Source organism: Variovorax nitratireducens, from assembly GCF_051216545.1.
Lineage (GTDB): Bacteria > Pseudomonadota > Gammaproteobacteria > Burkholderiales > Burkholderiaceae_C > Variovorax.
Map to the genome: position 1 here is coordinate 26540 of NZ_JBPJZO010000016.1, position 26870 is coordinate 53409.

The 26870-nt window shown below is 67.5% G+C and carries 27 protein-coding genes; 7 read left to right on the forward strand and 20 right to left on the reverse strand.

Going from position 1 to position 26870, the window contains the following annotated elements:
* The first annotated feature begins 9 nt into the window (after positions 1–9).
* Positions 10–687: a cysteine hydrolase family protein gene (locus tag ACSFA8_RS25270; RefSeq protein ID WP_435482277.1), complete on the forward strand. Its 678-nt coding sequence runs from the start codon at positions 10–12 to the stop codon at positions 685–687.
* Here the strand turns inward: ACSFA8_RS25270 and ACSFA8_RS25275 are convergent, their stop codons facing one another.
* Complete coding sequence (locus ACSFA8_RS25275) at positions 688–1446, reverse strand: hypothetical protein (protein WP_435482222.1); 759 nt, start codon at positions 1444–1446, stop codon at positions 688–690. It abuts the gene before it with no gap.
* A gap of 51 nt (positions 1447–1497) precedes the next feature.
* Between ACSFA8_RS25275 and ACSFA8_RS25280 the strand changes: the two genes are divergently transcribed.
* The 3 genes from ACSFA8_RS25280 to ACSFA8_RS25290 all read left to right on the forward strand — a co-directional run bounded on the left by ACSFA8_RS25280 (position 1498) and on the right by ACSFA8_RS25290 (position 3658).
* Positions 1498–2085, forward strand: a complete 588-nt coding sequence (locus ACSFA8_RS25280) for a LemA family protein (RefSeq protein WP_435482278.1) — start codon at positions 1498–1500, stop codon at positions 2083–2085.
* 89 nt (positions 2086–2174) lie between these two features.
* Entirely contained in the window at positions 2175–3134 is a 960-nt protein-coding gene (locus tag ACSFA8_RS25285; protein ID WP_435482223.1) for a TPM domain-containing protein, read from the forward strand.
* A gap of 2 nt (positions 3135–3136) precedes the next feature.
* Entirely contained in the window at positions 3137–3658 is a 522-nt protein-coding gene (locus ACSFA8_RS25290; RefSeq protein ID WP_435482224.1) for a TPM domain-containing protein, read from the forward strand.
* Between the two features lie 93 nt (positions 3659–3751).
* Here the strand turns inward: ACSFA8_RS25290 and ACSFA8_RS25295 are convergent, their stop codons facing one another.
* Together ACSFA8_RS25295 and pdeM are read right to left on the reverse strand one after the other, a co-directional pair.
* Complete coding sequence (locus tag ACSFA8_RS25295; protein WP_435482225.1) at positions 3752–4318, reverse strand: cyclic nucleotide-binding domain-containing protein; 567 nt, start codon at positions 4316–4318, stop codon at positions 3752–3754.
* A 19-nt stretch (positions 4319–4337) separates the two neighbouring features.
* Positions 4338–5015 (reverse strand): ligase-associated DNA damage response endonuclease PdeM, encoded by a 678-nt coding sequence (gene pdeM / locus ACSFA8_RS25300; protein WP_435482226.1) that lies wholly within the window; start codon positions 5013–5015, stop codon positions 4338–4340.
* Between the two features lie 76 nt (positions 5016–5091).
* On the opposite strand from pdeM, the gene ACSFA8_RS25305 reads away from it, so the two are divergent.
* On the forward strand, positions 5092–5424 hold the full coding sequence (locus ACSFA8_RS25305) for a hypothetical protein (protein ID WP_435482227.1): 333 nt from the start codon (positions 5092–5094) through the stop codon (positions 5422–5424).
* The gene (gene trxC, locus ACSFA8_RS25310; RefSeq protein WP_435482228.1) at positions 5421–5873 is read left to right on the forward strand and encodes a thioredoxin TrxC; all 453 of its coding nucleotides are present in this window, start codon (positions 5421–5423) and stop codon (positions 5871–5873) included. Before ACSFA8_RS25305 ends, trxC begins: the two co-directional genes overlap by 4 nt.
* Positions 5874–5878: 5 nt before the next feature.
* Here trxC and ACSFA8_RS25315 read toward each other — a convergent pair whose 3' ends face one another.
* Positions 5879–8476 (reverse strand): ligase-associated DNA damage response DEXH box helicase, encoded by a 2598-nt coding sequence (locus ACSFA8_RS25315; protein ID WP_435482229.1) that lies wholly within the window; start codon positions 8474–8476, stop codon positions 5879–5881.
* A 143-nt stretch (positions 8477–8619) separates the two neighbouring features.
* On the opposite strand from ACSFA8_RS25315, the gene ACSFA8_RS25320 reads away from it, so the two are divergent.
* The gene (locus ACSFA8_RS25320) at positions 8620–9312 is read left to right on the forward strand and encodes a hypothetical protein (protein ID WP_435482230.1); all 693 of its coding nucleotides are present in this window, start codon (positions 8620–8622) and stop codon (positions 9310–9312) included.
* Positions 9313–9336: 24 nt separating this feature from the next.
* Here ACSFA8_RS25320 and ACSFA8_RS25325 read toward each other — a convergent pair whose 3' ends face one another.
* The 16 genes from ACSFA8_RS25325 to atpD form a co-directional block, all read right to left on the reverse strand.
* On the reverse strand, positions 9337–10983 hold the full coding sequence (locus ACSFA8_RS25325; protein ID WP_435482231.1) for an ATP-dependent DNA ligase: 1647 nt from the start codon (positions 10981–10983) through the stop codon (positions 9337–9339).
* Positions 10980–12107: a ligase-associated DNA damage response exonuclease gene (locus ACSFA8_RS25330; protein WP_435482232.1), complete on the reverse strand. Its 1128-nt coding sequence runs from the start codon at positions 12105–12107 to the stop codon at positions 10980–10982. The genes ACSFA8_RS25325 and ACSFA8_RS25330 overlap by 4 nt, the downstream gene beginning before the upstream one ends.
* Positions 12108–12221: 114 nt before the next feature.
* The gene (locus tag ACSFA8_RS25335) at positions 12222–12647 is read right to left on the reverse strand and encodes a surface-adhesin E family protein (RefSeq protein ID WP_435482233.1); all 426 of its coding nucleotides are present in this window, start codon (positions 12645–12647) and stop codon (positions 12222–12224) included.
* Positions 12648–12732: 85 nt separating this feature from the next.
* Positions 12733–13617 carry a 2-hydroxy-3-oxopropionate reductase gene (locus tag ACSFA8_RS25340; RefSeq protein ID WP_435482234.1) on the reverse strand — a complete coding sequence of 295 codons (885 nt, stop codon included), beginning with the start codon at positions 13615–13617 and terminating at the stop codon, positions 12733–12735.
* Positions 13618–13681: 64 nt separating this feature from the next.
* Positions 13682–15025: a glucarate dehydratase gene (gene gudD / locus ACSFA8_RS25345; RefSeq protein WP_435482235.1), complete on the reverse strand. Its 1344-nt coding sequence runs from the start codon at positions 15023–15025 to the stop codon at positions 13682–13684.
* A gap of 113 nt (positions 15026–15138) precedes the next feature.
* Positions 15139–16101: a Bug family tripartite tricarboxylate transporter substrate binding protein gene (locus ACSFA8_RS25350; protein ID WP_435482236.1), complete on the reverse strand. Its 963-nt coding sequence runs from the start codon at positions 16099–16101 to the stop codon at positions 15139–15141.
* A gap of 110 nt (positions 16102–16211) precedes the next feature.
* Positions 16212–17243: a LacI family DNA-binding transcriptional regulator gene (locus ACSFA8_RS25355; protein ID WP_435482237.1), complete on the reverse strand. Its 1032-nt coding sequence runs from the start codon at positions 17241–17243 to the stop codon at positions 16212–16214.
* 71 nt (positions 17244–17314) lie between these two features.
* The gene (locus tag ACSFA8_RS25360) at positions 17315–17866 is read right to left on the reverse strand and encodes a DUF3617 domain-containing protein (protein ID WP_435482238.1); all 552 of its coding nucleotides are present in this window, start codon (positions 17864–17866) and stop codon (positions 17315–17317) included.
* Between the two features lie 51 nt (positions 17867–17917).
* Positions 17918–18583 carry a phosphatase PAP2 family protein gene (locus ACSFA8_RS25365; RefSeq protein WP_435482239.1) on the reverse strand — a complete coding sequence of 222 codons (666 nt, stop codon included), beginning with the start codon at positions 18581–18583 and terminating at the stop codon, positions 17918–17920.
* 16 nt (positions 18584–18599) lie between these two features.
* Positions 18600–19769: a Gfo/Idh/MocA family protein gene (locus ACSFA8_RS25370; protein ID WP_435482240.1), complete on the reverse strand. Its 1170-nt coding sequence runs from the start codon at positions 19767–19769 to the stop codon at positions 18600–18602.
* Between the two features lie 125 nt (positions 19770–19894).
* Entirely contained in the window at positions 19895–20857 is a 963-nt protein-coding gene (locus tag ACSFA8_RS25375; RefSeq protein ID WP_435482241.1) for a substrate-binding domain-containing protein, read from the reverse strand.
* Positions 20858–21014: 157 nt separating this feature from the next.
* Positions 21015–22046 carry an ABC transporter permease gene (locus ACSFA8_RS25380; protein WP_435482242.1) on the reverse strand — a complete coding sequence of 344 codons (1032 nt, stop codon included), beginning with the start codon at positions 22044–22046 and terminating at the stop codon, positions 21015–21017.
* A complete protein-coding gene (locus tag ACSFA8_RS25385; RefSeq protein WP_435482243.1) occupies positions 22009–23523 on the reverse strand; it encodes a sugar ABC transporter ATP-binding protein in 1515 nt (504 codons plus the stop codon). Before ACSFA8_RS25385 ends, ACSFA8_RS25380 begins: the two co-directional genes overlap by 38 nt.
* Positions 23520–24689 (reverse strand): ROK family protein, encoded by a 1170-nt coding sequence (locus ACSFA8_RS25390; RefSeq protein ID WP_435482279.1) that lies wholly within the window; start codon positions 24687–24689, stop codon positions 23520–23522. The genes ACSFA8_RS25385 and ACSFA8_RS25390 overlap by 4 nt, the downstream gene beginning before the upstream one ends.
* Positions 24690–24988: 299 nt before the next feature.
* On the reverse strand, positions 24989–25408 hold the full coding sequence (locus ACSFA8_RS25395) for a F0F1 ATP synthase subunit epsilon (RefSeq protein ID WP_435482244.1): 420 nt from the start codon (positions 25406–25408) through the stop codon (positions 24989–24991).
* Positions 25409–25420: 12 nt separating this feature from the next.
* On the reverse strand, positions 25421–26836 hold the full coding sequence (gene atpD, locus ACSFA8_RS25400) for a F0F1 ATP synthase subunit beta (protein ID WP_286541051.1): 1416 nt from the start codon (positions 26834–26836) through the stop codon (positions 25421–25423).
* Positions 26837–26870: the final 34 nt, after the last annotated feature.

The window sequence follows — 26870 nt, forward strand, 5'->3', positions numbered from 1 at the left end:
CCGATGCCCCTGCGCGCCTTCGTCTATGAACAGCCGCGCGAACTGGACGCGGCGCAGTTCGCCGACTACCTCGACCCGGCCACCACGGCGGTGATCTCGATCGACATGCACCGCGGCCACCTCGACGATTCGCCCGACTGCCCCTGCCCTGCACCGCGCGCACGCGACGTGGTGGCGCCGATCGATGCGTTCCATGACGCCGTGCGCTCACTCGGCGGCCGCATCGTGCACGTGAAGTCGACGTTGCGGCCCGATGGGGTCGACGACGTGCGCGGCATTCCATCCGCCTGGCGCCGCACCTTTCCGCTGCATGTGGGCCCGATCCCGAATGCCGATGCGCACGCGATCGAAGGCTCGCCGTGGACCGAATGGGTCACGCGCGTGGAGCCCGGCGACATGCGGGTCGAGAACAAGCGGCGCCTGTCGGCCTTCTACCCGACCGATCTGGATTTTTTGCTGCGCAACCAGCGCATCACGACGGTGGTGCTCGATGGCGGCTTCACCGACTGCTGCGTGCTCAACACCGCGTTCGATGCCAACAACCACAACTACCGCGTGATCGTGCTGCGCGATCTGGTGCGCGGCACCGACGCGGCGCTCGAAGCCGCGGCGCTCACCATGGTGTCGCTGCACCTCGGCCTGGTGATGGAGTCGCAGGATCTGCTGGCCCAGTGGCGCGGCGGCTGATCAACCCCGCGCGCCGAGCCAGCCCTGCACCACTGCCGGCAAGTTGCCCTGCGCTGCCTGCCAAACGACCTCTGGCGCTGCGATGTGCACGCCGGGCGGTGCAGTGCGCAGCGCCAGTTCGACGAACTCGGCCACCTTGCTCGCGCGCACCGGCTGCTCGCTGCTCGGCACCATGAAGCGGAAGATCGACAGCATCCATGCCGCCAGCCGCTCGGCCGGATTGGCGAACCGCTGCGCGGCCGGCTTCTGCGCCGATCGCACCAGCAACACGCGCTCGAAGCCGAGCGCCACCACGGCCTGTTCGTCGAGGCTGGCCAGCCCGCGCTTGAGTGCCTCGGGCATCCGGCCCTGCGCGTGCGGCTGCACGATCGCCAGCGTGTGCACTCCGCAGGCCTTGAGCCAGCGCGCGAGTTCGGGCAGGTCGGCCGGCGCGGGCGTCCAAAGCGCGCGCTCGCGGTCGTGATAGAGGCGCGGCGGGTCGAACGACACCAGCGCCGCATCGGCCTTCAGCAACGGCCATTGGGCGATCGGCAGGGCCGGCACGACGGCCGTTTCCACGCCGCGCAGCCCGTCGGTGATCGGCTCTTTCGCGAGCACCAGCGTGTGGGCATGGCGCTGCGCGCCGGCCATGCGGCGCAACAGTTCGTTGCCGAGCGCACCGGTGGCACCGGCGATCAGCAAAGTGGCCGCGGCAGCCCCGGTGTAGGACGGCAGCTTGCGTTGCGCCGCCTGCAGTGCCTGAAAGGGATCGACCGCCATCCATCTATGCTAACTTCGCCGCCTTGTGGCACTCAGGAGGATCGCTCGATGATGAAACGCTGGCTTGGAATGATGGTGCTGGCCCTGTCGCTGACGGGCTGCGGATACAACGACTTTCAGAAGCTCGACGAGGCGAGCAAGTCCGCCTGGAGCGAGGTGCTGAACCAGTACCAGCGCCGTGCCGACCTGGTGCCGAACATCGTCGCCAGCGTTAAGGGCGAGGCCAATTTCGAGCAGGAGACGCTCACCAAGGTGATCGAGGCGCGCTCGAAGGCCACGTCGATCCAGGTCACGCCCGAGACGCTGAACAACCCCGAGGCGTTCAACAAGTTCCAGCAGGCACAGGGTGAGTTGTCGGGCGCGTTGTCGCGGCTGATGGTGGTGGCCGAACGTTATCCGACGCTGCAGGCCAACCAGGCGTTTCGCGACCTGCGCGTGACGCTCGAAGGCACCGAGAACCGCATCACCGTGGCGCGCAACAACTACATCAAGACGGTGCAGGAGTACAACGTGCTCTCGCGCAGCTTTCCGACCAACGTGACTGCCAAGATCTTCGGCTACCCGGCGAAACAGACCTTCAGCGTGCAGAACGAGGCCGAGATCTCCAAGCCGCCTACCGTCGACTTCAATAAAAAGTAGGCTCACCCCCAGTCTGCGCGCACTTCGTGTCGCTTCGCCAACCCCCTCACCGGGGGCAACACCAGCGGCCCGGCAAAGCCGGTTCCGCGGTGTTCCCCGAACTGGCCGCGCCTTCGGCGGCGGCCTTCTTGCGATGGGTGCTGGCGGCCTGCTTCTTTTTCGTGCTGGTGCCGGCCGCGGCATTCGCGCAGGGTGTGCTGCCGGTGCCGGCGCTCACGGCCCGCGTGATCGACCAGACCGGCACGCTCGATGCAACGCAGTTGCAGGTGCTCGAGGCCAAGCTCGCCGGTTTCGAGCAGAAGAAGGGTTCGCAGATCGTGGTGCTGATGGTGCCGACCACGGCGCCGGAAGACATCGCGAGCTATGCGAACCGCGTCGCCGCCACCTGGAAGATCGGGCGCAAGGAGGTGGGCGACGGCGTGCTGGTGATTGTGGCCAAGGACGACCGCAAGATGCGCATCGAGGTTGCCAAGGCACTCGAAGGCGCGGTGCCCGACCTGGCGGCGGCCCGCATCATCGACAACGAGATGAAGCCGCGCTTTCGCAACAACGACTTCGCGGGTGGGCTCAGCGCGGCGACCGACCAGCTCATCGCGCGCATCAACGGGGAGGCGCTGCCCGAAGTCAGTGATGACGCCAGTGGCAAGGGTGTCGGCGGCCTGTTCGGCGATCTCAACATCGACTGGGCCGAGCTCGGCATCTTCCTGTTCTTCGGCGTGCTCGTGATCGGCCGCGTCGCGCGCTCGATTTTCGGCAACAAGCTGGGGCCACTGGTCACCGGCCTTGGCGCTGGCGCGATCGCGATGGTCGTCACCGCCAGCGTGGTGCTGGCCGTGATCGCCGGATTCGTCGCGCTGCTGTTCGCGCTGTTCTCAGGCGCCATTGCCCTGCCCTCGCTCGGCGGCGGGCGCGGTGGCGGCGGTTTTGGCGGCGGCGGTGGTGGCTTTGGCGGCGGCTTCGGCGGCGGCTCGTCGGGCGGTGGGGGCGGTGGCTTCAGCTCCGGCGGTGGTGGCGATTTCGGGGGCGGTGGCGCCTCGGGGGACTGGTAGCGATGGCCGGGTTCTCTTTCAAAACGCTTGGCCGCATCTGGCGGCATCGCTGGATCGACGAGGCGCAGGTGCGGCGCGTGCTGCCGGCCGACACGCTGGAGCGGCTCAAGCGGCGCGTCGCGGCCAGCGAGCATCGCCACACTGGCGAAATCCGCATCTGCGTCGAGGCCGGATTGCCGATGTCCTACCTCTGGCGCGACGCGCCGGCGCGGCAACGCGCGATCATGCTGTTCGGCAAGCTGCGCGTGTGGGACACCGCGCAGAACAACGGCGTGCTCGTCTACCTGCTGCTGGCCGAGCACGCGATCGAGATCGTGGCCGACCGCGGCATCGACGCCCATGTCGATGCGGCCGAATGGTCCGCCATGGCCCGGCGCATGGGCGCGGCCTTTCATGAAGGCCGTTTCGAGGACGGGCTGACGCAGGCGCTCGAGGAGGTATCGGCCCTGCTGGTCACGCACTTCCCCGCGACCGAAGGCAGCAACAACCGCAACGAGCTGCCCGACGCACCTGTCGTGCTGTGAGCGTGCCGTGAACGTACCGCCTGCGCTGTGCAACCACCGCGCGCTGCACCTGCGAAAGGCGGCCGGAACGACTGAGACGAGCGAAACGGGAATTTAGCGATCGAGCAGGCGCCGGTTGACCGCGTGCGTCGCGTCCAGCTCGAGCCGCACCGCGCGGCTCACGTTCGACAGGGCGCGCAGGCGGCGGTTGCTTTCGCGCAGGCGGGCCGACAGCGCCACCGAAATGCCCAGCAGCAGGCGTGCCGCCGCGGAAGGCTGCGTGTCGATCAAGGCCAGCAGCATGGCGCCCGACAAGGTCGCGATCTTGAGGTCGGTCAAAGCGGTGCAGGTGGCCGAGCGCGGCGAGCCGTCGAGCATGCCCATCTCGCCGATCAGGCTGCCCGGCCCGAGCACCGAGATGACGACCTCCTCGCCCGGAATGCCGCCCGCGCTCTCGGCGCGGACTTCGCCTTCGAGCACCAGCGCCATGTAGTCGGTATCTTCGGCCTCGCCCTCTTCCATCAGCACGGTGCCGATGCTGACGAAGGCGGGCTCCATCAGGTTGACCACGATCGTGGCCTCGGCCAGGCTCATGTGCGTCGACGGCGCGGCCGCCATCAGCAGCCTGGCGGCGCGCTCCCGCAGATCGGACGTGGCAAGGGAAGGATCGGTGAGCGGCATGCGAAATAGAAACGCGGGTTCAAGGGAGGGACGCCGGCAGCGCCCAGACAGCCGCACCGCCGACACCATGGAATTGTCGGCCAGGCGCGGGCTCCATGGGCCAGCCACCGGTGAATTCTCCGAAGGCCGGCAGGATCGCCTGGCCCGGCTCGCTCACGAAGCAGGGCAGCCGCAGGCTGTCGCGGCCACGGCCGTAGAGCCGGCACACCGGATGCAGATGGCCGGCCAGCACGAAGTGCGTGGGGTGCGTCTGCGGGTGGTGGCAGCAGGCGAACGGGCCGAGCAGATACGGCTCGTCGACCACGTCGATGGCGAGCGACGCGGGCGGGTCGCCGGCGCGGCTGTCGTGGTTGCCGCGCACCAGCGTCATCGCGATGCCGGCATGGCGTGCGCGCCAGGCTTCGACCGCGACGAGCACCGTGCGCGCCTGCGCGGCATGCAGAAAGTCGCCGAGGAACACGATGCGTTGCGGTGCATGCCGTGCGATCAGGTCGTCGAGCCGCGCCAGGTTCTCCAGCGTGGTGCCGCCCGGCACCGGCTGGCCGAGTGCGCGGTAGGTGGCCGCCTTGCCAAGGTGCAGGTCAGCCACGAACAACGTCCCGCTCTCGGGCCACCAGAGCGCGCGCTCGGGCAGCAGGTGCAGCAGTTCGTCCGCCCAACGGATCGGGAACGGCGAGGTGGGGAGGTTCGGGGACATCACGGGCCATGAGTGTCGCAAAAAAGACGCGCCACCACGGGGCAGAGGGGTCTTGGCATCGGCGAACATACGGCCCATGAGCGTGCAAGCACTGAAGTCTTCTTTTGGCGGCAATTGCCACTGGTGTGGCCTGCCGATGGATTTTTCGGAGCCGCGCAGCCAGCCCGATTCGGCCACCATCGAGCACCTGCTCGATGCCCCGCTCGGCAGCATCCGCAAGCCGAAGCACCGGCGGCTGGCACATGCCGTCTGCAACCGCATGCGCAACGAATTCAAGCTGCAGGCCGAGCGGCAGTTTCAGGCGTGGATTGCGGATCGCGTCGCGGCGACAGCTGCGGCGACTGCGGCTGCGGCGACTGCGGCGACCACCTTGCAATCCGCCCCGGCCAGCCCCAGTTCTTTCGAATGACCGAATCGCCTTCGCTGCTGCACATCGTCTGCCCGCACTGCCACACCACCAACCGCGTGCGCGCGGCGCAGCTGGGCAGCGCGCCCGATTGCGGCAGCTGCCACCGCCCGCTGTTCGCCGGTCACTCCACCGCGCTGGCCGACGAAGCGACCTTCGACCGCCACATCGCGCGCAACGAGATCCCGGTGCTGGTCGACTTCTGGGCGCCCTGGTGCGGCCCCTGCCGCCAGATGGCGCCGGGCTACGAGCAGGCTGCGGCGCAGCTGGAACCGCAGGTGCGGCTGGCCAAGGTCGACACCGAGGCGCTGCCCGCGCTGGGCGCACGCTTCAACATCCGCAGCATTCCGACGCTGGCGCTGTTCCGCGGCGGGCGCGAGGTGGCGCGGCAGGCCGGGGCGATGAGCGCGGCGGACATCGTGCGGTGGGTGAAGGCGAACGGAGCCGGTTGAAACGCTCACAGCGGCGGCAACGGCCGCGAGGGCTTGCGCTTCCGCCGTGGCTTGCCCGCCGAGCGCGCACCGCCGCGCTCCGAGTCGCCCTCTTGCCCGAACGCCAGCGTGCTTCTGACGGCTTCTGCATCGCCGACCGGCACCGCGCCGCCTGCGGCCTTCTCCAGTTGCTCGACCATGCGCGCGATGCGGTCGGCCACGTTCTCGTTGGTGAGCTTTTCGCGGAACAGCTCAACCATGAGCGGAAACGCGAAGGGCGTGGGCCTTGCCAGTGACTGGATCACGAGTTGCTGCGTGTTGATGCGCGCCAGGCTCGCGCGCAGGCGGCTGAGTTCCAGCTCCTGCGCGAGCAGTTCGGCCTCGGCCTGCAGCAGCAGCCTGTTCTGCGGGTCGTACTTTCGGAACACCTCCCAGAACAGCGAGGACGAGGCCTGCAGTTGCTTGTTGCTGCGCTTCTCGCCCGGGTAGCCCTGAAACACCAGGCCCGACACGCGTGCGATCTCGCGGAAGCGGCGCTGCGCGAGTTCGCCGGCGTTCAGGCTTTGCAGCACCTCGTGCAGCAGCGTCGCTTCATCGCGCGCCGCCAGCACCTGCGGCAGCAGCGTGGGCCAGTCGACCTCCGTGGCGCTCAGCAGTTCGAAGCCGTAGTCGTTGACCGCGATCGAAAAGGTGCGCGGTGCGTGCTGTGCAACGCGCCAGGCTATCAGGCTGGCAAGGCCGAGGTGCACCTGCCGGCCGGCGAACGGGTACAAAAAAAGGTGCCAGCCTTCGCGCGTCTTGAGCAACTCGGCCAGCAGCGTTTGCGGTGTCGGCAGCGCCGACCACTGCTGCTGTATCTCCAGCAGCGGGCGCACGCACTGCAGCTCGGGTGAGTCGTAGCGGCCCGCGCCTGCCAGCGCAAGCTGCTGCACCACCGCGTCGGCCAGCGTGGTCGACAGCGGCATGCGGCCCCCGTTCCAGCGCGGCACGGCCGGGCGCTTGCCGCTCGCGCGCCGCACCCAGGCAGTCATTTCGCGGATTCGCACGAGTTCGAGCAGGCGACCGCCGAACAGGAAGCAGTCGCCCGGTTTCATGCGCGCGGCAAAGCTCTCTTCCACCGTGCCGAGCTTCGCGCCGCCGACGTACTGCACCGCCATGCTCGCGTCGCTCACGATGGTGCCGATGTTCATGCGGTGGCGCCGCGCGAGCCGGGCATCGGGCACGCGCCACACGCCTTCGGCATCGGGCACGGCGCGCCGGTAGTCGGGGTACGCCGCAAGCGACGGGCCGCCCTGCGCCACGAACGACAGGCACCACTCCCAGCTCTCGCGGCCGAGGTGGGCATAGGCCGCGGTACTGCGCACTTCGTCGTAAAGATCCTCGGGCCGGAAGCCACCACCGAGCGCGACGGTGACAAGGTGCTGCACCAGCACGTCTAGCGGTTGCTCGGGCGTGCTGCGCGCCTCGATGTGGCCGGCCGCGATCGCATCGCGCGCGGCCGCGCCTTCGACCATCTCGATGCTGTGTGTCGGCACGAGCGTGATTCGCGAGGGCCGGCCCGGCGCATGGCCCGATCGGCCGGCGCGCTGCAGCAACCGCGCGACGCCCTTGGGCGAGCCGATCTGCAGCACGCGCTCGACCGGCAGAAAATCCACGCCGAGATCGAGGCTCGACGTGCAGACCACCGCGCGCAGCTCGCCGTTCTTCAGGCCTGCCTCGACCCACTCCCGCACGCCGCGGTCGAGCGAGCCGTGGTGCAGCGCGATGAGCCCAGCCCACTCGGGCTTCGCTTCGAGGATCGCGTGGTACCAGATCTCCGACTGCGACCGGGTGTTGGTGAAGACCAGCGTGGTGCTGCTCGTCGCGATCTCGTCGACCACCTGCGGCAGCATCGTGAGCCCGAGGTGCCCGCCCCACGGAAAGCGCTCGGCGCGGCCCGGCAGCAGAGAATCGATCACCAGCTTCTTCGGCACCTGGCCCTGGACCAGCGTGCCGTCGTCCCGGCCAAGCAAGGTGCGCATCGCCTCGGGCAGGTTGCCGAGCGTGGCCGACATGCCCCAGACGCACAGGCCCGGGTTCCAGCGCCGCAGCCGCGCCAGCGCCAGCTGCACCTGAACGCCGCGCTTGTTCCCCAGCAGCTCGTGCCACTCGTCGACCACGACCATCTTTACCGTGCCGAGCACCTCGCTCGCATCGGCCCGCGAAAGCAGCACCGACAGGCTCTCGGGTGTGGTGACGAGGACGGTGGGCAGACGCGCGTTCTGCGCGCTGCGTTCGGCGCTGGAGGTGTCGCCGCTGCGCGCACCGGCCGACCAGTCCGGCGCGAGTGTTTCGATCGGCTGCACGAGCGCACGCAAGGTGTCGGCGGCCAGCGCGCGCATCGGGGTGATCCACAGCACGGTGAGTGGCGGTGCGACCTTTTTCGCCGTGGCGCGTGCGGGTGCCTTCGGTGCCGCGGCGAACGCCTTCAGCGCGCCGAGCCATACCGCGTAGGTCTTGCCCGCGCCCGTGGTCGCATGCAGCAAGCCCGAGTGGCCGTCGCCAATCGCCTTCCACACCTCGCGCTGGAACTTGAAGGGCTTCCAGTTCCTGGTGCCGAACCAAGCGGTGAGTGAACGGTTCATGTGAAAGAAAAATTGTTCACCCGAAACGCGGCGACAGATTCCGTGACAACTATGCCGGCTTCTCGGTGAATATTCTGATCTTTCACACTAAATGAACGACCAACGTATCAGCGCAACGCGCCCGCGCCAGCACAATTCTGGTCATGAATGACTCCCGCCTTAAAACGCTTCTGACCGTATTACCCGTGCTCTCAGCTGGTTTGTATCTTTTTGGGGCAACCTATCTTCAAGGGTACTTGAATGCGTTCGGAGTTGACGACTCGATGTTTCCAGCATCGATTGACCGTCTGCTCTTCTCCGGATTCATCGCGCTCGTAACGTTTGGACTTGTGCCCTATGTGTACGCGTTTCTGGCGATGCTGGCCCTTGTCGCGGCAGTACTAATTGCTGCGGTGCTGTCATCCGTACCTCGTGTCCAGCGCTGGCAAACGATCCTGACTAAAAAGGTCGGCAACTTGCGTTCCGATAGAAAGCCATCGCCTGTGGTCAACGCACTGCTGGACAAGGGGGAAACGATCTATGTCTATGCCCTAGGTACGTTCGCGATTGCACTGCTTCTTGTGCTGCTGGTTGTTCTATCTTCCCGCACAGGCAAGGAACAGGCTGAACGAGAGATCGATAGCTTTTCGCAAGGCAAAGGAAACTACGTTCAGCTTCTAGCCGACATGACACCGATGGCCATCAAGGCCAAGCAAGTCATCTGCGGCGCGACACACTGCGCGTTCTGGACCGGCAACGAAACCATCATCCTCCGACATGAGCAGGTAAAGCAGATCGCGGCGCATGCGGACGCCGCAAAGCCACCGGAGGCTCGACGATCTGCAACAGCGCCGTAGCCAAAAGGCAGGCCCTCCACAAGGTCACCCCGGCAACAACGCCGCCAGCGTCTCCAGCGTATCCGCCTCTTCCACCGGCTTGTCTTCCCGCCAGCGCAACATGCGCGGAAAGCGCACGGCGATGCCGCTCTTGTGACGCGTGCTCTTCGCGATGCCTTCGAAGCCGAGCTCGAACACCAGCGTCGGCTTGACGCTGCGCACCGGGCCGAAGCTTTCGATGGTGGTCTTGCGGATCACTGCGTCGACGCGGCCCATCTCTGCATCGGTAAGGCCGGAGTAGGCCTTGGCGAAGGGCACGAGCTTGCGGTCGGCCTGCGCCGGCGGGCCGTCCCACACGGCGAAGGTGTAGTCGCTGTAGAGGCTGGCGCGGCGGCCGTGGCCTCGCTGCGCGTAGATCAGCACGGCGTCGATGCTGAGCGGGTCGATCTTCCACTTCCACCAGATGCCAACGTCCTTGGTGCGGCCCACGCCGTAGGCGGCGCGGCGCTGCTTGAGCATCATCCCTTCGACGCCCATCGATCGCGCGGCCTCGCGCTGGCGTGCGAGGCCGCTCCAGTCGTCGCCGGTGAGCATGGGGCTCGCGATCAATTGCGGGTGCTGCAGCTGCGAGACCAGCTCGTCCATGTGCGCGCGGCGCTCTTCCTGCGGCAGCGCGCGCTGGTCGCGGCCCTGCCATTCGAGCAGGTCGTAGGCGAGCAGCACGACCGGGATCTCGCGCAGCAGCTTGGGGCCGAGCGTCTTGCGGCCGATGCGGCGCTGCAGTTCGGCGAACGGCTGCACCTTGTCATCCCGCCACACGACGATCTCGCCGTCGAGCACGGTGCCGTCGGGCAGTGCTTCGCCCATGGTCGCGAGTTCGGGGAAGCGGTCGGTCACGAGTTCTTCGCCGCGCGACCAGAGCCACACCTGGCCTGCGCGCTTGACCAGTTGCGCGCGGATGCCGTCCCACTTCCATTCGACGATCCAATCGGCCGGTGGCCCGAGCAGCGCATCGAATCGCGCGACCGGTTCGTTGAACGGGTGCGCGAGGAAGAACGGGTACGGCTGGCCGCTGGTCTGCTGGTTCTGCTCGCCGTCGCTCTCGGGCGCGATCAGCTTCGCGTAGTCGATCGCGGTCGGCTGCCCGCCGATGTGGGTGTAGCCCATGAGGCGCTGCGCGACGCGCTTGGCATCGATGCCGCCGACGGCCGCCAGCGCCTGCGTGACCTGCAGCTTCGACACGCCAACGCGGAAGGCGCCGGTGATGAGCTTGAAGTAGACGAGGCGCTCGTCGGGCGCAAGCTGGCGCCACTGCGCGCGCAACGTGTCCGCCAACTCATCGGGTGGTGTCTTGCGCAGCGGCAGCAGGTGCTGCTCGACCCACGCGGCAAGCCCCCGGTCGTGCTGCGCGGTCGGGGGCGGCAGCAGCAGCGAGATGGTCTCGGCCAGGTCGCCGACCGCCTCGTAGCTCTCGTCGAACAGCCACTCGGGCAGGCCGGCCGCCTCCTGCGCGAGCAGGCGCAGCAGCTTGGTCGGCACCAGTTGCCGCGGCTTGCCACCGGCAAGGAAGTACACCGCCCAGGCCGCGTCCTCGGGGGCTGTGGCATGCAGGTAGCGCTGCAGGGTGGCCTGCTTGGCGAGGCTCGACGTGGTGGCGTCTAGTTCGCGATAGAGGGCGGCGAAGGCCCTCATGGATTTGCTCCTTCCCCTTCCGGGGGAAGGTTGGGATGGGGGTCTTCGTCGACCGCCGCTGGCCCCCTCCCCTGCCCTCCCCCGGTAGGGGAGGGAGCAACATCCGCCACGTCCTCGTCGCCGTATTCGGTCTTGAAGCCCTGCGCCTCCAGCCCGTTCTCGGTGAGCCAGCGCACCAGCACCGCGACGCTGCCGTGCGTCACCAGCACGCGCTCGGCGCCGGTGCCGGCGATGGCTTGCTGCAGCCCCGGCCAGTCGGCGTGGTCGCTCATGACGAAGCCGCGATCGACGCCGCGCCGACGCCGCGTGCCGCGCAGTTGCATCCAGCCGCTGGCGAACGCATCCGCGTAGTTTCCGAAGCGGCGCATCCACGGCGTGCCCTGCGCCGAGGGCGGCGCCAGCACCAGCGCACGCTGCAGCGTCCGGGCGTCGACGCCCGGATCGGTCACACGCAGCGTCGCCGGCAGCGCGACGCCGGCCACGCGGTACACGGCATTGAGCGGCTCGACCGCGCCATGCACCACGATCGGCCCGATGCCTGCGTCGACGCCATGCAGGATGTGCTGCGCCTTGCCGAAGGCATAGCAGAACAGCACCGATGCGCGCCCCTCTTCGGCATTGCGGCGCCACCACTCGTCGATCTCTGCGAACAGCACCGCCTGCGTCGGCCAGCGGTAGATCGGCAGGCCGAAGGTCGATTCGGTGATGAAGGTGTCGCAGGGCACGGGCTCGAAGGGCGTGCAGGTGCCATCGGGCTCGGTCTTGTAGTCGCCCGAAGCAACCCAAACGCGGCCGCCGTGTTCGAGCCGCACCTGCGCCGAGCCGAGCACATGCCCGGCCGGGTGCAGCGACACGCGCACGCCGTGGTGCTCGATCGCCTCGCCATAGGGCAGCGTCTGCAGGCGGATGTCGGCGCCGAGCCGGTTGCGCAGCGTGCCTGCGCTGTCGGTGTGCGCCAGGTAGTGGCCGTGGCCGACGCGCGCGTGGTCGGAGTGCGCATGCGTGATGACGGCACGTTCCACCGGCTGCCAGGGGTCGATGTAGAAGTCGCCGGCGGGGCAGTAAAGGCCTTCTGGCCTCGCCACGACCAGATCGGCAGCGCGGGGAATGGACGTTTCGGGCATCGCCCGCCATCGTAGGCCGCGGCGCCTGTCGCTGCGCCGCAGGCCCGCCGCAAAGCGCTGTGGGCTGCGGACTACGCCGGCTTCATCCGACGGCCGGACGGTGCGTGGCCCGGTTCAGCCCATCCGGGTGCGGCACGCCGCGCGCACCAGCCGGTGGGTAGGGTTGGGCTCGACATCGCGAAACAGCATCGGCCGGGGGCTCGACGCGTAGTCGGACGTGTTGTGCGGGGTGCCCGTCCAGAAAGGCGCCAGGTAGTAGGTCGCGCTCAGGTACACGGCTTTTCCGGCACGGCAGTCGAACGCCACCTGCGACTCGTACGACCGGTAGGGCACGCCGTCCCAGTTGACGCGGTCGGCCGAGCGGCTGACGCGCACGTTCATGATCTTGCGGTCGCTCGAGGTCGACACGGCGATGGGGTCGACCTGCACCGTGTTGACCGCCGGATCCTGCAGATTGCCGGTGACGGTGAACCAGTGGGTCTGGGCGGACGCCTGTGCGCCCACCGAGCCGAACAGCAGCAACACCAACCACGTCTTCACGTCGACTCCTTCGGCACCTATGTCGCCCCCTGCGACAGACATCGATGACTTTAACGTGCCGGCAGCGACCAACGTGCAGCGACCCTCAACTCTTGGCCACTTCGTGCGACGCCATCAGCTCCAGCGCCTTGACCAGTGCGGAGTGGTCGAGCTGATCCCAGCCGTTGGCGGCGCAGGCCTGCATCAGCTGTGCCGCGTTGGCCGTCTGCGGCAACGCCACGCCGATGGCCTTGGCGCCGGCCAGTGCCAGGTTCAGGTCTTTCTGGTGGAGTGCGATGCGAAAGCCCGGGTCGAAGGTGCGCTTGATCATGCGTTCGCCATGCACTTCGAGAATGCGGCTCGATGCAAAGCCGCCCATCAGGGCCTGGCGCACCTTGGCCGGGTCGGCACCCGCCTTGCTGGCGAACAGCAGGGCCTCGCCGACCGCCGCGATGTTGAGCGCCACGATGATCTGGTTGGCCACCTTGGTGGTCTGGCCGTCGCCGGTGCCGCCGACATGGGTGATGTTCTTGCCCATGCGCTCGAACAGGGGCCTGGCCCGGGCGAAGGCTTCTTCAGTGCCGCCGACCATGATGGTCAGGCTGGCAGCCTTGGCACCCACTTCGCCACCCGACACCGGGGCATCGAGGTAATCGCAGCCCAGATCGTTGATCTTGCTGGCAAAGGCCTTGGTCTCGATCGGCGAGATGCTGCTCATGTCGATGACGGTCTTGCCCTTCGAGAGGCCTTCGGCCACGCCGTCTGCGCCGAACAGCACGGCCTCGACATCGGGCGTGTCCGGCACCATCGTGATCACGATTTCGGCCCGTTGCGCGACCTCCTTGGCACTGGCGCAGGCGACGGCATTGCTGGCCGCAATCTCCGCGTTCACCTTGCTGCGCTTCACGTAGTAGAGCTGGTGCCCCGCGTTGACCAGGTGCAGCGCCATGGGTACGCCCATGATGCCGAGGCCGATGAATCCGATGTTCATTGCAGTGTCCTTTCAGTCGAGGGAGAAGCCGGGTCCGGCGCGGTGCGCAGCGGATTGTCGTTGTTCAGCGGTCGAACGCCGGGCGCTTCGGATCGAACTTCCAGCCCGGAACGAGATGTTGCATGGCCGTGGCATCGTCGCGCGAACCCAGGCCGTGCTGCTTGTAGAGCTGGTGCGCCTTCTCGACCTCGACCATGTCGAGTTCGACGCCAAGGCCAGGCTTCTTGGGCACCTGGACGTGGCCATCGACGATCTGCAGCGGATCCCTGGTGAGGCGCTGGCCGTCCTGCCAGATCCAGTGCGTATCGATCGCGGTCACGCGGCCCGGCGCCGCCGCACCGACGTGCGTGAACATCGCCAGCGACACGTCGAAATGGTTGTTGGAATGCGAGCCCCAGGTCAGGCCCCAGTCGCGGCATGTCTGCGCCACGCGCACCGAGCCGGCCATCGTCCAGAAATGCGGGTCCGCCAGCGGGATGTCGACCGACTGCAGCGCGAGCGCATGGCTCAGCTGGCGCCAGTCGGTCGCGATCATGTTGGTGGCCGTGGGCAGCCCGGTCGCGCGGCGGAACTCGGCCATCACCTCGCGACCCGAGAAGCCGTCTTCGGCGCCGCACGGATCCTCGGCATAGGCGACCACGCCGCGCATGTCGCGCATCAGGCGGATCGCGTCCTTCAGCAGCCAGCCACCGTTCGGGTCCAGCGTGACGCGGGCTTGCGGAAAACGCTCGTGCAGCGCGGCGATGGCTTCCACCTCTTCGTCGCCGCGCAACACGCCGCCCTTCAGTTTGAAGTCGTTGAAGCCGTAGCGTTCGCGCGCCGCCTCGGCCAGCCGCACGATCGCCTCGGGCGTCATCGCGGCCTCGTGGCGCAGGCGGAACCAGTCGTTGCCGGCACCGGGGTCGCTGGCGTACGGCAGGTCGGTCTTGGCCTTGTCGCCCACGTAGAACAGGTAGCCGAGCATCTCGACCGCCTCGCGCTGCTGGCCCTCGCCGAGCAGCGCCGCCACCGGCACGCCGAGATGCTGGCCGAGCAGGTCTAGCAGCGCCGACTCGATGGCGGTCACCGCGTGGATCGTGGTGCGCAGGTCGAAGGTCTGCTGGCCGCGGCCGCCGCTGTCGCGGTCGGCGAACTTGTTCTGCACTTCCTGCAGCAGGCGCTGCTGCGAGCCGAGCGGCTGGCCGACGACGAGGCCGCGCGCATCTTCCAGCGTCTGCCGGATCTTCTCGCCGCCCGGCACTTCGCCCACGCCGGTGCGGCCGGCGCTGTCGGTCAGGATCAGGATGTTGCGCGTGAAGAAGGGGCCGTGCGCGCCGCTCAGGTTGAGCAGCATGCTGTCGCGGCCGGCGACGGGGATCACGCGCAGTTCGGTGATGAGGGGTGTGGAAGACGACGAGGAAGCGTTCATGGTCAAGTTGTCCAATTCGTGAAACACCGCGGAACCGGCGCCGCCGGGCCGCTGGTGTTGCCCCGCAGGGGGCGGAAGTCGCGACGCGCGGTGCGCCGCAACCTGGGGCGCGTTCAATCCACCGTGATCTTGCCGGTCTCGATGACCTTTTTCCAGCGCGCATATTCCTTTGCCTGGAACGCGGCAAACTGTTCCGGCGTGTTGGCCACCACCTCGAGGCCGATGTCGGTGAACTGCTGCTTGATGGCCGGGTCGTTCAGGGCGGCGACGATCGCGCTGCTCACCTTGGCGCGCACGTCGGCCGGCAGGCCCTTCGGCGCCACCACGGCCTGCCACGAATAGACCTCGACGTTCTTCACGCCCGCCTCGGCCAGCGTGGGCACATCTGGCAGCACCGGCGAGCGCTTGTCGCCCGTGACCGCCAGCGCCTTGAGCTTGCCGGCCTTGATGTTCTGCACCACCGCGTTGACGTTCTGGAACGAGCCGTCGACCTGGCCGCCGAGCAGGTCGGTGATGGCCGGGGCACCGCCCTTGTAGGGCACGTGCAGGCCCGTGGTTCCGGTCTGCTGCCAGAACAGTTCGGCCGTCAGGTGGTCGCTGGAGCCGTTGCCCGACGATGCGAAGGTCATCTTGCCGGGGTTCTTTTTCTCGAACGCGATCACGTCGGCCACGTCCTTGTGCGGCGAGTTGGCGGGCACCACGAGCACGTTGGGCGCCTGCACGGCCACGGTGATGAAGTCGAAGTCTTTCAGCGCGTCGTACTGCATGCCCTTGATCAGGTGCGGCGCGATCACCAGCGGCCCGAGCGACGTCACCAGGAAGGTGCTGCCGTCGGGCGCCGCGCGCTTGACCTGCGTGGCGCCGATGGTGCCGGTGGCGCCGGCCTTGTTGTCGACCAGGAACGGCTGGCCGAGCGTGGCCGCGAGCTTGGTGCCAATGGCGCGGCCCACCATGTCGGTGGAACCGCCGGCCGGGAACGGCACGACCAGCGTGACGGGCTTGGTCGGCCAGGCTTGCGCCCAGGCGGCGGAGATGGCGGCGAGGCCGAGAGCGAGGGTGGCGATGAGTCGTTTCATGGGTGTCTCCAAAAGTGGGCGCCATGCGGTAGCGCTACCAGAATGATCTGGATGCAATGATAGCGCTACCAAATGCCGCGTCAAGCGCATGATCTAGGGGTTTACGCGAATCAGGCGCTCTCGCGCGCCACGATCGAAAAACCGATGTCTACCACGCGCGGCGCCACCTCGCGCCCCTCGGCGCGGTCGACGATGAACTGCGCCGCCTGGCGCCCGATGGCCACGCCGTCGATGCGCACCGTGGTGAGCGCCGGGTACAGGTCGGCAGAGAACGCAAGGTCGCCGAAACCGACCACAGCGAGTTGCGCGGGCACCGCGATGCCGCGCGCCTGCGCCTCGGTCATGACGCCGAGCGCCAGCAGATCCGAACTGCAGAACACGGCATCGGTGTCCGGCAGGCGCTGCAGCAGTTCGCCGAGGGCGACGCGGCCGCTCTTCAGCGTGGTCGGCGCCGGCACCGTGACCACTGCAACCTCGCGCAGGCCCGCCGCCGCAGCCGCCTGGGAGAAGGCCTGCAGGCGGCGGGTTGAGCGCTCGTCGTCGCCCGCCACCACGGCGAGCCGGCGGCGGCCCCGGGCCTGCAGGAATTCGGCCACCGCGCGCCCCACGTCCGGGTGCGAGAAGCCGACCAGCATGTCGATCGGCGTCGGCGTGAGATCCCAGGTCTCGACCACCGGGATGCCGGCCGCCAGCAGCCGCTTGCGCCCCTGCGCCGAATGCATGATGCCGGTGAGCACGATGCCGTCGGGCCGGCGGCCGATGATGGCTTCGAGCAGCGCGTCCTCGCGCGAATCGACGTAGCCGCTCTGCCCCAGCATGAGCTGGTAGCCGTGTTCGGCCAGTGCTTCGGTGAGTGCCTGAACGGTTTGCAGAAACACCGGGCCCGCAATGGTGGGCACCACGGCGGCCACCAGCCGGCTGCGCGCCGAAGCCAGCCCGCCGGCCAGCCGGTTGCGCACGTAGCCGGTGCGGCCGACCGCGTCGGTCACCTTCTTCAGCACGTCGGGCGATACCTGCGACGGCGTGTTCAGGGCGCGCGATGCGGTGATCGGCGCAACACCGGCGAGACGGGCAACATCGTGCAGTGTGACGGCGCCGCTGCCGCGGCGGGCGCGGCGTGCCGGAGTGGCGGGAGCGGTCATGCGGAAGATTCTAGCGATCCGGTAGCGCTACCGGATGCAGGGTGGCCCTCAGCGCAGCCGCGACATCGTGCTTACTTCGGCGGCCCTTTCGGCGCGTTCTTCATCATGTCGAGCATGTTCATCTTCGTGCCGTTCGACATGATCATGTCGCCGGGTTTCTGATCGGGCTTGCACGGGCCCAGCCATCGGGCCGCGATCACCGAAGCGCCGCCGCTGCGGCCCATCATCGGCGGGTTGTAGGTCGACGTCATTTCCATGCGGTAGGAAGAGCTGAAGTCGCCGCTGATGACGCCGTGCGTGGTGGCGGTGGTGTTGCCGATCTTGCAGACCGAGTCGACCACCAGCCTGCCGCCTTCGGAGCGCATGTCCTGCTTGCTGCACATGCCCTGGCTCATGCCCATGCCCATCTCGCGCAGTGCCTTGTCGCTCGCGGCGTCGATGCATTGCTGGCTGACGAGCGGCCCCATCTTCTCGCTGCCCTTGGCATCGGTTTGCACCGAGGTTTCCCACAGGCCGGGTTTGCGCGGCGGGTAGTCAGCGGCCAGGCCGGCACCAGCGACGCCACCGAGGCAGAGGCTGCAGAACAGGGCGCGCCGAAGGCGCAGGTTCGCGAAGCGTTTCATGGCAGACGTGCCGCGGCGGGTGCGGCAGGGAGTGGGGAGTCGTCCACCTTTCTACTTGCTGCGCTGCCCGCGCGGAATAGCGCGATCGGCATACGCCGAGCCCCAGCAGAACAGCAGGCCGAGCAGCAACCCGCCCGCCACGTCGATCGCCACATGCTGGCGAACCGCCATGGTCGAGTAGACGATGCCCACGGCCCACAGGACGTTGAGCGCCCGCACCCAGGCCGGCGCGCCAACCTCGCGCAACTGCCGCATCAGCACGGCGCAGGCGAACACCGCGAAGGAAACGTGCAGCGACGGGAAGGCGTTGCCGGCCGCGTCGGTGGTTTTCAGGAAGTGGAGCGCGGGATGCTGCTCGCCGTCGACCGGAAAGATCGGCACCGCGGTCGGCATGAACCAGAACACGGCCAGCGCGACGGCACTCATCAGCGCGGCATGGAGCGCGAAGGCCGTGAGTTCCCGCAGGTCTTTGGCAAAGGCCGGCGGCAACGCCAGGTAGAGCCAGAGCGAAGCGTAGAGCGGCAACGCCGCCACGCGCAGTTCGATCCACCGGTCGAGCGGCGTGAGCGGCAGCACCCAGGCGTGTGGCAGCGCGCGCGACATGACCCCAAAGTACAGCACGAAGAAGCCGGCCGTCGCGACACTGTTGCCGACCAGCTTGAGGGCCCACAAGGTCGCACAGCGCCGGCCGAGCGCGCCTTGCCAGGACGACTCCATCACCGACGCCCGGGCTTCACCAGGGCGTCCATTTGCGGTCGCTCGCCGCGGACGCGACGGTACGTTCGATGAAGCGCACACCGCGCGCGCCGTCTTCCACGCGCGGGTAGTCGGCCGCGAGCGGGTCGGTGCTTGGGGTGCCGTCGAGGTGGGCCCGGATGTCTGCCATGACGCCACCATACACGTTGGCGAAGGCCTCGATGAAGCCCTCGGGATGGCCGGCCGGAAGGCGGCTGGCGCGCTGCGCCGATGGGTGGAGCCAGGGCGAGCCTCGCGTGAGGATGCGCTTGGGCCCGTCGTTCGGCAGGTGCACGAGCTGGCTCGGCTGCTCCTGCCGCCATTCAAGCGTGCCGAGGGTGCCCGACACGCGCAGGCGCAGGTCGTTCTCAACGCCGGTGTTTATCTGCGATGCGACGAGCACGCCGCGTGCGCCACCGACGAAGCGCAGCAGCAGGCTGCCATCGTCGTCGAGCGCGCGCCCGGGCACCAGGCTGCTGAGGTCGGCACACAGGCTTTCGATCGCGAGGCCGGTCACGGTCGCGACCAGGTTTTCGGCATGCGAGCCGATGTCGCCGATGGCACCGGCCGCTCCACTGCGGGCCGGGTCGGTGCGCCAGTCGGCCTGCTTGTTGCCACCGCCTTCGAGCTGGCTCGCGAGCCAGCCCTGGTTGTATTCGACGACGACCTTGCGAAGGTTGCCGAGTTCGCCGGCCTGCACCATGGCGCGGGCCTGCCGCACCATCGGATAGCCGGTGTAGTTGTAGGTGACCCCGAACACCGTGCCGCGCCGCTTCACCGCCGCGACGAGCGCATCGGCTTGCGCGCAGGTATGAACCAGCGGCTTGTCGCAGACCACATGAAAACCGGCCTCGACGAAAGCCTGCGCCACCGGAAAGTGCACATGGTTGGGCGTCACGATCGAGACGAAGTCAATGCGCTCGTGCGCCGGCCGCTTCAGCTCGTCGGCCAAAAGGCCCGGCCAGTCGCCGTGGTTGCGGTCATCGGCCAGATAAAGATCGCGGCCCGAGGCGCGTGCCTTCTCGGGGCTCGAAGAGAGCGCGCCGGCCACCAGCTCGGCCTGGCCATCGAGCGCGATCGCCTTGCGGTGCACGGCCCCGATGAAGGCGTCGCGCCCGCCGCCAACCATGGCGTAGCGCAGCTTGCGGGAAGTATTTTCAGAAGTCATTTGGAGAGTCCCCGATTCCTTCGTGAAACACCGCGGAACCGGCTCCGCCGGGCCGCTGGTGTTGCCCCCGGCAGGGGGTTGGCGTAGCGACACGAAGTGCGCGAAGACTGGGGGCGAGCAACAAATCAAAAAGGCGAGTTGGGAAAGTAGAAGTCTTTCGCGTTTTCCTTGGTGATCAGCACCGACGGAATGATCGTCGTCGCAGGCAGCTTCTCGCCCTTCAGCCGCGCTTCGGCGGTGAGCTTGATCGCGTCGTAGATGAACTTCGGGGAATAGCTCACGTCGGCGCCAATGCGCTTGTCCTTGCCGTCCATGATGGTCTTGACCATGCCCTTGGCGCCGGCGCCGCCGAAGATGATCTTGATGTCGTCGCGCTTGGCTTGTTCGATGGCCTTCAGCACACCGACTGCCATGTCGTCGTCGGCGGCCCAGATCGCGTCGATGTTCTTGAAGCGCGTGAGGTAGTCCTGCGTGACCTTGAACGCATCGTCGCGGTTCCAGTTGGCGTACTTGGCGTCCAGCAGCTTCACGTCGGGGCTGCCCTTGAGCACCGCGTTGAAGGCGTCCATGCGCTCGTTGTCGAGCGTGGTCGCAATGCCGCGCAGCGCCACCACGTTGCCCTTGCCACCGAGCTGCTTGACGATGTATTCGGCCGGGATCCTGCCGAACGCGGTGTTGTCGCCGGCCACATACGCATCCTGTGCGCTGGTGTCGGTGAGCCCGCGGTCGACCACGGTGACATAGGCGCCCTTGGCCTTGACCTGTGCAACCGGCTTGGTCAGCGCGGCCGACTCGAACGGGAAGATCACGAGCGCATTGATCTTGGTCACTGTCGTGAAGTCCTGCAGCTGGTTGGCCTGCTCCGGCGCGCCGCTGGCAGTCTTGATCGTGATCTTCAAGTCCTTGTGTTCCTTCTCCAGATCCTTCTTCGCCTGGTTGGCCCAGTAGTTGATGCCGCCCATGAAGCTGTGCGTGGCAGCCGGGATCGAAACCCCGAGGTTGACCTTCTCGGCGGCAAGCGCCGGCAGGCTGGCGAACGCAGCGGCCGCGACGGCCGTGAGTGCGATGCGACGTGTGATGTTGGTCATGCGGGATGTCTCCTGGTGGTTGATGGAACGAGAATGAAAAGCTGGGCGCACGGCTCGTTCGTGGAACACCGCGGAACCGGCTCAGGCGGGCCGCTGGTGTTGCCCCCGGCAGGGGGTTGGCGAAGCGACACGAAGCGCGCGAAGCCTGGGGGCGAGCTCATCTTTTTCCTCGCTGGAGGAACGCGACGATGATGATCACGAAGCCCTGCACCGCCGCGTTGAGGTACACGCTGATGATGCTGGTGAGGTTCAGGATGTTGCTGATGACCGAGAGCAGGATCGCGCCGATCACGGTGCCTGTGATGCTGCCTGCGCCGCCCTTCAAGGCGGTGCCGCCGACGATCACCGCAGCAATGGCTTCGAGCTCCCACAGCAGGCCGGTGGTCGGCGAGGCCGAACCGAGGCGCGGCACGTACAGCAGCGTTGCGATGCCGACGCACACGCCGAGCAGCACATAGGTGAGGATCTTCACGCGGTCGACGTCGACCGCCGCGTAGCGCGCCACCTGCTCGTTGGAGCCGATCGCCTGCACGTAGCGCCCGTAGGCCGTGCGATTCAGGATCACGCCGCCGATGATCGCGACGATCACGAACACCCACACCGGCACCGGGATGCCGGCAAGGCTCGCGTAGTACACCGGCGCATAGAGATCCGACAGCTCGTTGTCGAGCGTGAGCGCGCCGCCGTCGGCGAAGTAGGTGAGGTAGGCGCGAAAGATCCCGAGCGTGCCAAGCGTGACGATGAACGGCTCGATGCGCCCCTTGGTGATCAGGAGGCCGTGCGCCAGCCCGAACATTGCCCCGAGCAGCACCGCCATGCCGGCACCGAGCAGCACCGCCAGCAGCGGCGAGCCCGTGGCCGGCCCGGCCCAGTTGATGAACATGATCACGCTGCCGGCAATCAGCGCCGCCATCGAGCCCACCGATAGGTCGATGCCGCCCGAGATGATCACGAAGCACATGCCGACCGCAATGATGCCGATGAAGGCGGTGCGCGTGAGCACGTTCATCGCGTTGTCTAGCGTGGCGAAGTCGCCGTTGAGCAAGGTGCCGGCAATGCAGAGCAGCACCAGACCGATGACGGGGCCGAGGCCATGCAGGCGCTCGGTCCAGCGCGGCTTGGTCTCGCTGCGGTGCTGCTGCTGTGCGGCCTCAGGCGACTGCGGGGGTGCTGGCTGTTCCGGTGGCATGAGCGATGAGCTCCTCTTCTGTCAAATGGTCTGCGTCCAGCGTGGTGACGAGCCGGCCCGCGCGCATCACCGCGACGCGGTGGCACAGGCCGATCAGTTCCATCAGCTCGGACGAGACGACGATCACGGCGAGCCCTTCGCGGGCCAGTCGCTGGATCAGGAAATAGATGTCGCGCTTGGCGCCAACGTCGACGCCGCGGGTCGGCTCGTCGAGCACCACGATCTTCGGCCGCGGTTGCAGCACCTTGGCGAGGGCGAGCTTCTGCTGGTTGCCGCCGGAGAGCGACGAGGCTTTCACGTCGAGCGAGCCTGTGCGGATGCCGTAGTCTTTCACCGCTTCGGCCAGCGCGGCGCGTTCGGCTTCGGACTTGAGCCACGGCTGTGCGTAGCGCTCGAGCGCCATCAAGGTGAGGTTCTGGCGCAGCCCGAAGTTGACGTGCAGCCCCTTGCCCTTGCGGTCTTCGCTGAGGTAGGTGAAGCCGTGCTTCGCGGCATCGCGCGGGTTCCGCAAATGCACCGCCTCGCCGAGCATCTGCACCTCGCCGCTCGCGGGGCGCAGGCCCATCAGGCCTTCGAACAGCTCGGTGCGGCCGGCCCCGACCAGCCCCGCGAAGCCGAGGATTTCGCCCGCATGCACTTCGAAGCTCGCGTCCTGCGCCCAACCCGGCACGCTGAACTGTCGCACCTGCAGGGCCGGCGCGCTGCTGACGACGACCGGGTCGCGCGGCGGGTAGAGATCGGCCAGTTCGCGGCCCACCATCAGGTTGGCCATCTGCTGGCGCGTGAGCTCGGCCGTGGGTGCGCGCGTGACGAAGCGACCATCGCGCATGACGATCACGTCGTCGGTCACCTGCTCCACTTCGTCGAGCTTGTGCGAGATGTAGACGATGGTCACGCCGTCGGCGCGCAACTGCGCAATGAGCCGGAAAAGCCGCTCAGTCTCGCCCGGCGTGAGCGTCGCGGTCGGCTCGTCCATGATGAGCAGCCGCGCATGGCGGGCGATAGCTTTCGCGATCTCCACGAGCTGCTTCTCCGCGACGATCAGGCGGCGCACCTTGGTGGTCGGGTCGATCTGCAGGCCGACCTGGGCAAGCGCCGCTGCGGCCTCGCGCTCCATCGACTTGTCGTCGAGCCAGAAGCCCTTCTTCTTTTCGTGGCCGAGAAAGATGTTCTGCGCGACGCTGAGGTCTTCCGCCAGGTTGAACTCCTGGTGGATCAGCACGATGCCGAGCGCCTCGGCATCGCGCGAGCTCGCAAAGTGCTGCACGCTGCCGTTGATGCGCACGTTGCCGGCAGTCGGCTGCTCGTAGCCCGCGAGAATCTTCATCATCGTGGACTTGCCGGCGCCGTTCTCGCCGAGCAGTCCATAGACACGGCCGGGCTCGAGCGCGAAGCTCACGCCGTGCAGCACCTGCACCGGCCCGAAGGCCTTGACGATGTCGACGAACTCGACCGACACGCTGGGCTTGGTGCTCATGGCGCGATGCCCCTCACCTTGAGAGTTTCGTGCATGGCGAGCACGCCCGCCCCGACCAGGCCGCCCTGTGCGCCGAGCGGCGTGTACTGGATCTCCAGATGCCGCGTCGACAGCGCCAACGAGCGCTGATAGACGCTTTGCCGCACCGCCGCCAGGAACAGCGGCCCGATGCGCGTGATGCCGCCGCCGATGAACACATGCGACGGGTTGAAGAAGTTGACCACCGACGCCAGCATCTGGCCGATCAGGTTGCCGGCGTGCTGGACGATGCCGTTGGCCGCGGCGTCGCCGGCGCGGCTGGCTTCGCCGACATCGATCGCGTCGATGCGCCCGCGGGTGCGCAGGTACTCGGCCAGCGCGGCGCTCTGGCCCGCTTCGGCGGCCTCGGTGGCCATGCGCGTGATCGCCGGGCCGGCCGCCATGGCTTCGACACAACCGAGGTTGCCGCAGCGGCAGCGGGGGCCCTCCTGGTCGACACAGATGTGGCCGACGTCGCCGGCCGAACCGGCCGCGCCGCGGTAGACCTCGCCATGGCAGACGATGCCGCATCCGATGCCGGTGCCGACCTTGATCACGAGAAAGTTGCTGAGCGAACGCCGCAGGCGCCAGAGCTCGCCCAGCGCCATGAGGTTCACGTCGTTGTCGACGAACACCGGCGCCGCATAGTCCTCGCGCAAGTAGTCGCGGATCGAGAAGCTGTCCCAGGCCGGCATCAGCGGCGGATTTACGAGTTGCCCGCCGGCAAAGTCGACCGGGCCCGGCACGCCGATGCCGATGCCCATCACATCCCTGGCGGCAAAGCCGCACTGGGCCAGCAGTTCGCGCATCAGCGTGCGCACGCGGGCCAGCACCACGCCGGGACCCTGGCGCACATCGGCCGGTTCCGCATGCTGCGCGAGGCTCGTGAGGTCCGGGCGCAGCACGGCCACGTCAAGGCTCGTCGCGCCGATGTCGATGCCGATCAGGACGCCGAGCCCGCCGTGGAGCTGGAGGTTTTCGGCGCGGCGGCCACCCGAGGAGGGCTGCAAACCGGATTCGGCCAGCAGGCCCTGTTCGACCAGGCCGGCGATCAGGCCATTGGCCTTGCTCTTGGAAAAGCCAAGCCGCTCGGCCATGCCGTGGCGCGAGCCGCCGGCCGACCAGAAGGTCGCTTCCAGCAACTGCATCTCATCGGCAGTGAGGCCGCTCCAGCGCGTCAAATGTAGTCTCCGTCTTGTGGCACGGCCTCTGCGGGCCGCACGAAGGCGAATACTAGGTGCGCCGCTTCAGCCGGACAAGGCTCAACTTCGACCAAATTCAGACCGAAGCAACCGCCCGCCGCAAACGATGACCCAAGAAAAAGCCGCCCGAAGGCGGCTTTTGATCCATTCGCGGAACACCGCGGAACCGGCTTCGCCGGGCCGCTGGTGTTGCCCCCGGTAGGGGGTGGGCGGACTACACGAAGTGAGTCCAACCTGGGGGCGAGCTACTTCTTCTGGCGGTATTTGCGCAAAGCAGCCAGCTGGGCGGCCATCACGGCCAGTTCCGACTGCGCCATCGCGATGTCGATGTCGGTCCTGGCATTCTTGAGCGCTTCTTCTGCTGCAGCCTTGGCCTGGTTCGCCTTTTCGTCGTCGAGATCCTTGCCGCGGATGGCGGTGTCAGACAGCACGGTGACGGTATTGGGCTGCACTTCGAGAATGCCGCCCGCCACGAACACGAACTCTTCGCCGCCGTCGGCCGTTTCGATGCGCACGGCGCCGGGGCGGATGCGCGTGATCAGCGGTGTATGGCGCGGATAGATGCCGAGCTCGCCGGCTTCACCGGGCAGCGCGACGAACCTGGCTTCGCCCGAGAAGATCGACTCTTCCGCGCTGACCACGTCCACATGAATGGTGCCTGCCATGGTGATTCCTTTTTAAGAGACCTTCTTGGCCTTCTCGAACGCTTCGTCGATGCCGCCCACCATGTAGAACGCTTGTTCCGGCAGGTGGTCGGCTTCGCCGTTCACGATCATCTTGAAACCACGGATGGTTTCGGCCAGCGGCACGTACTTGCCGGGCGAACCGGTGAACACTTCGGCCACGTGGAACGGCTGCGACAGGAAGCGCTGGATCTTGCGGGCGCGGGCCACGGCGAGCTTGTCGTCAGGCGCCAGTTCGTCCATGCCCAGAATCGCGATGATGTCGCGCAGTTCCTTGTAGCGCTGCAGCGTGCCTTGCACGGCGCGGGCGACGTTGTAGTGCTCTTCGCCGACCACGTTCGGGTCGAGCTGGCGCGAGGTCGAGTCCAGCGGATCCACGGCGGGGTAGATACCGAGCGAAGCGATGTCACGCGACAGCACCACGGTCGAGTCCAAGTGGGCAAAGGTGGTGGCGGGCGACGGGTCGGTCAAGTCATCGGCCGGCACGTAAACGGCCTGGATCGAGGTGATCGAGCCGACCTTGGTCGACGTGATCCGCTCTTGCAGGCGGCCCATTTCCTCGGCCAGCGTCGGCTGGTAGCCCACGGCGGAAGGCATGCGGCCCAGCAGCGCCGACACTTCGGTACCGGCCAGCGTGTAGCGGTAGATGTTGTCGACGAAGAACAGCACGTCGCGGCCTTCATCGCGGAACGACTCGGCGATGGTCAGACCGGTCAGCGCCACGCGCAGACGGTTGCCCGGGGGTTCGTTCATCTGGCCGTAGACCATGGCCACCTTCGAGTCCTCGAGCTTCTCGAGGTTCACGACGCCGGAGTCGGCCATCTCGTGATAGAAGTCGTTGCCTTCGCGGGTGCGTTCACCCACACCGGCGAACACCGACAGACCCGAGTGAGCCTTGGCGATGTTGTTGATGAGTTCCATCATGTTCACGGTCTTGCCCACGCCGGCGCCGCCGAACAGGCCCACCTTGCCGCCCTTGGCGAACGGGCACACCAGGTCGATCACCTTGATGCCGGTTTCCAGCAGGTCTTGCGAAGGCGACAGCTCGTCGTAGGCCGGGGCCTTGCGGTGGATCGAGGCGGTCAAGGTCTGGTCGACCGGGCCGCGCTCGTCGATCGGCGCGCCCAGCACGTCCATGATGCGGCCGAGGGTGGCCTTGCCGACGGGCACCGTGATTGGCGCTTGCGTATTGGTCACGATCAGGCCGCGGCGCAGGCCGTCCGACGAGCCGAGCGCAATGGTACGCACGACGCCGTCGCCGAGCTGCTGCTGCACCTCGAGCGTCAGCGCGCTGCCTTCGAACTTGAGCGCGTCGTAGATCTTCGGCATCTGGTCGCGCGGAAATTCCACGTCGACCACGGCGCCAATACATTGAACGATCTTGCCTTGCACTGCGTTTGCTTGAGCCATGTGTGCTCCGATAAAAGTTGTTTGTAGGGGACGA

Coding starts and splice junctions, on each gene's coding strand:
- ACSFA8_RS25275 (WP_435482222.1), bottom strand. CDS start 1,446: ATGGCGGTCGATCCCTTTCAGGCACTGCAGGCGGCGCAACGCAAGCTG.
- ACSFA8_RS25280 (WP_435482278.1), top strand. CDS start 1,498: ATGAAACGCTGGCTTGGAATGATGGTGCTGGCCCTGTCGCTGACGGGC.
- ACSFA8_RS25290 (WP_435482224.1), top strand. CDS start 3,137: ATGGCCGGGTTCTCTTTCAAAACGCTTGGCCGCATCTGGCGGCATCGC.
- ACSFA8_RS25295 (WP_435482225.1), bottom strand. CDS start 4,318: ATGCCGCTCACCGATCCTTCCCTTGCCACGTCCGATCTGCGGGAGCGC.
- pdeM (WP_435482226.1), bottom strand. CDS start 5,015: ATGTCCCCGAACCTCCCCACCTCGCCGTTCCCGATCCGTTGGGCGGAC.
- ACSFA8_RS25305 (WP_435482227.1), top strand. CDS start 5,092: ATGAGCGTGCAAGCACTGAAGTCTTCTTTTGGCGGCAATTGCCACTGG.
- trxC (WP_435482228.1), top strand. CDS start 5,421: ATGACCGAATCGCCTTCGCTGCTGCACATCGTCTGCCCGCACTGCCAC.
- ACSFA8_RS25315 (WP_435482229.1), bottom strand. CDS start 8,476: ATGAACCGTTCACTCACCGCTTGGTTCGGCACCAGGAACTGGAAGCCC.
- ACSFA8_RS25320 (WP_435482230.1), top strand. CDS start 8,620: ATGAATGACTCCCGCCTTAAAACGCTTCTGACCGTATTACCCGTGCTC.
- ACSFA8_RS25325 (WP_435482231.1), bottom strand. CDS start 10,983: ATGAGGGCCTTCGCCGCCCTCTATCGCGAACTAGACGCCACCACGTCG.
- ACSFA8_RS25330 (WP_435482232.1), bottom strand. CDS start 12,107: ATGCCCGAAACGTCCATTCCCCGCGCTGCCGATCTGGTCGTGGCGAGG.
- ACSFA8_RS25340 (WP_435482234.1), bottom strand. CDS start 13,617: ATGAACATCGGATTCATCGGCCTCGGCATCATGGGCGTACCCATGGCG.
- gudD (WP_435482235.1), bottom strand. CDS start 15,025: ATGAACGCTTCCTCGTCGTCTTCCACACCCCTCATCACCGAACTGCGC.
- ACSFA8_RS25350 (WP_435482236.1), bottom strand. CDS start 16,101: ATGAAACGACTCATCGCCACCCTCGCTCTCGGCCTCGCCGCCATCTCC.
- ACSFA8_RS25355 (WP_435482237.1), bottom strand. CDS start 17,243: ATGACCGCTCCCGCCACTCCGGCACGCCGCGCCCGCCGCGGCAGCGGC.
- ACSFA8_RS25360 (WP_435482238.1), bottom strand. CDS start 17,866: ATGAAACGCTTCGCGAACCTGCGCCTTCGGCGCGCCCTGTTCTGCAGC.
- ACSFA8_RS25365 (WP_435482239.1), bottom strand. CDS start 18,583: ATGGAGTCGTCCTGGCAAGGCGCGCTCGGCCGGCGCTGTGCGACCTTG.
- ACSFA8_RS25370 (WP_435482240.1), bottom strand. CDS start 19,769: ATGACTTCTGAAAATACTTCCCGCAAGCTGCGCTACGCCATGGTTGGC.
- ACSFA8_RS25375 (WP_435482241.1), bottom strand. CDS start 20,857: ATGACCAACATCACACGTCGCATCGCACTCACGGCCGTCGCGGCCGCT.
- ACSFA8_RS25380 (WP_435482242.1), bottom strand. CDS start 22,046: ATGCCACCGGAACAGCCAGCACCCCCGCAGTCGCCTGAGGCCGCACAG.
- ACSFA8_RS25385 (WP_435482243.1), bottom strand. CDS start 23,523: ATGAGCACCAAGCCCAGCGTGTCGGTCGAGTTCGTCGACATCGTCAAG.
- ACSFA8_RS25390 (WP_435482279.1), bottom strand. CDS start 24,689: ATGCAGTTGCTGGAAGCGACCTTCTGGTCGGCCGGCGGCTCGCGCCAC.
- ACSFA8_RS25395 (WP_435482244.1), bottom strand. CDS start 25,408: ATGGCAGGCACCATTCATGTGGACGTGGTCAGCGCGGAAGAGTCGATC.
- atpD (WP_286541051.1), bottom strand. CDS start 26,836: ATGGCTCAAGCAAACGCAGTGCAAGGCAAGATCGTTCAATGTATTGGC.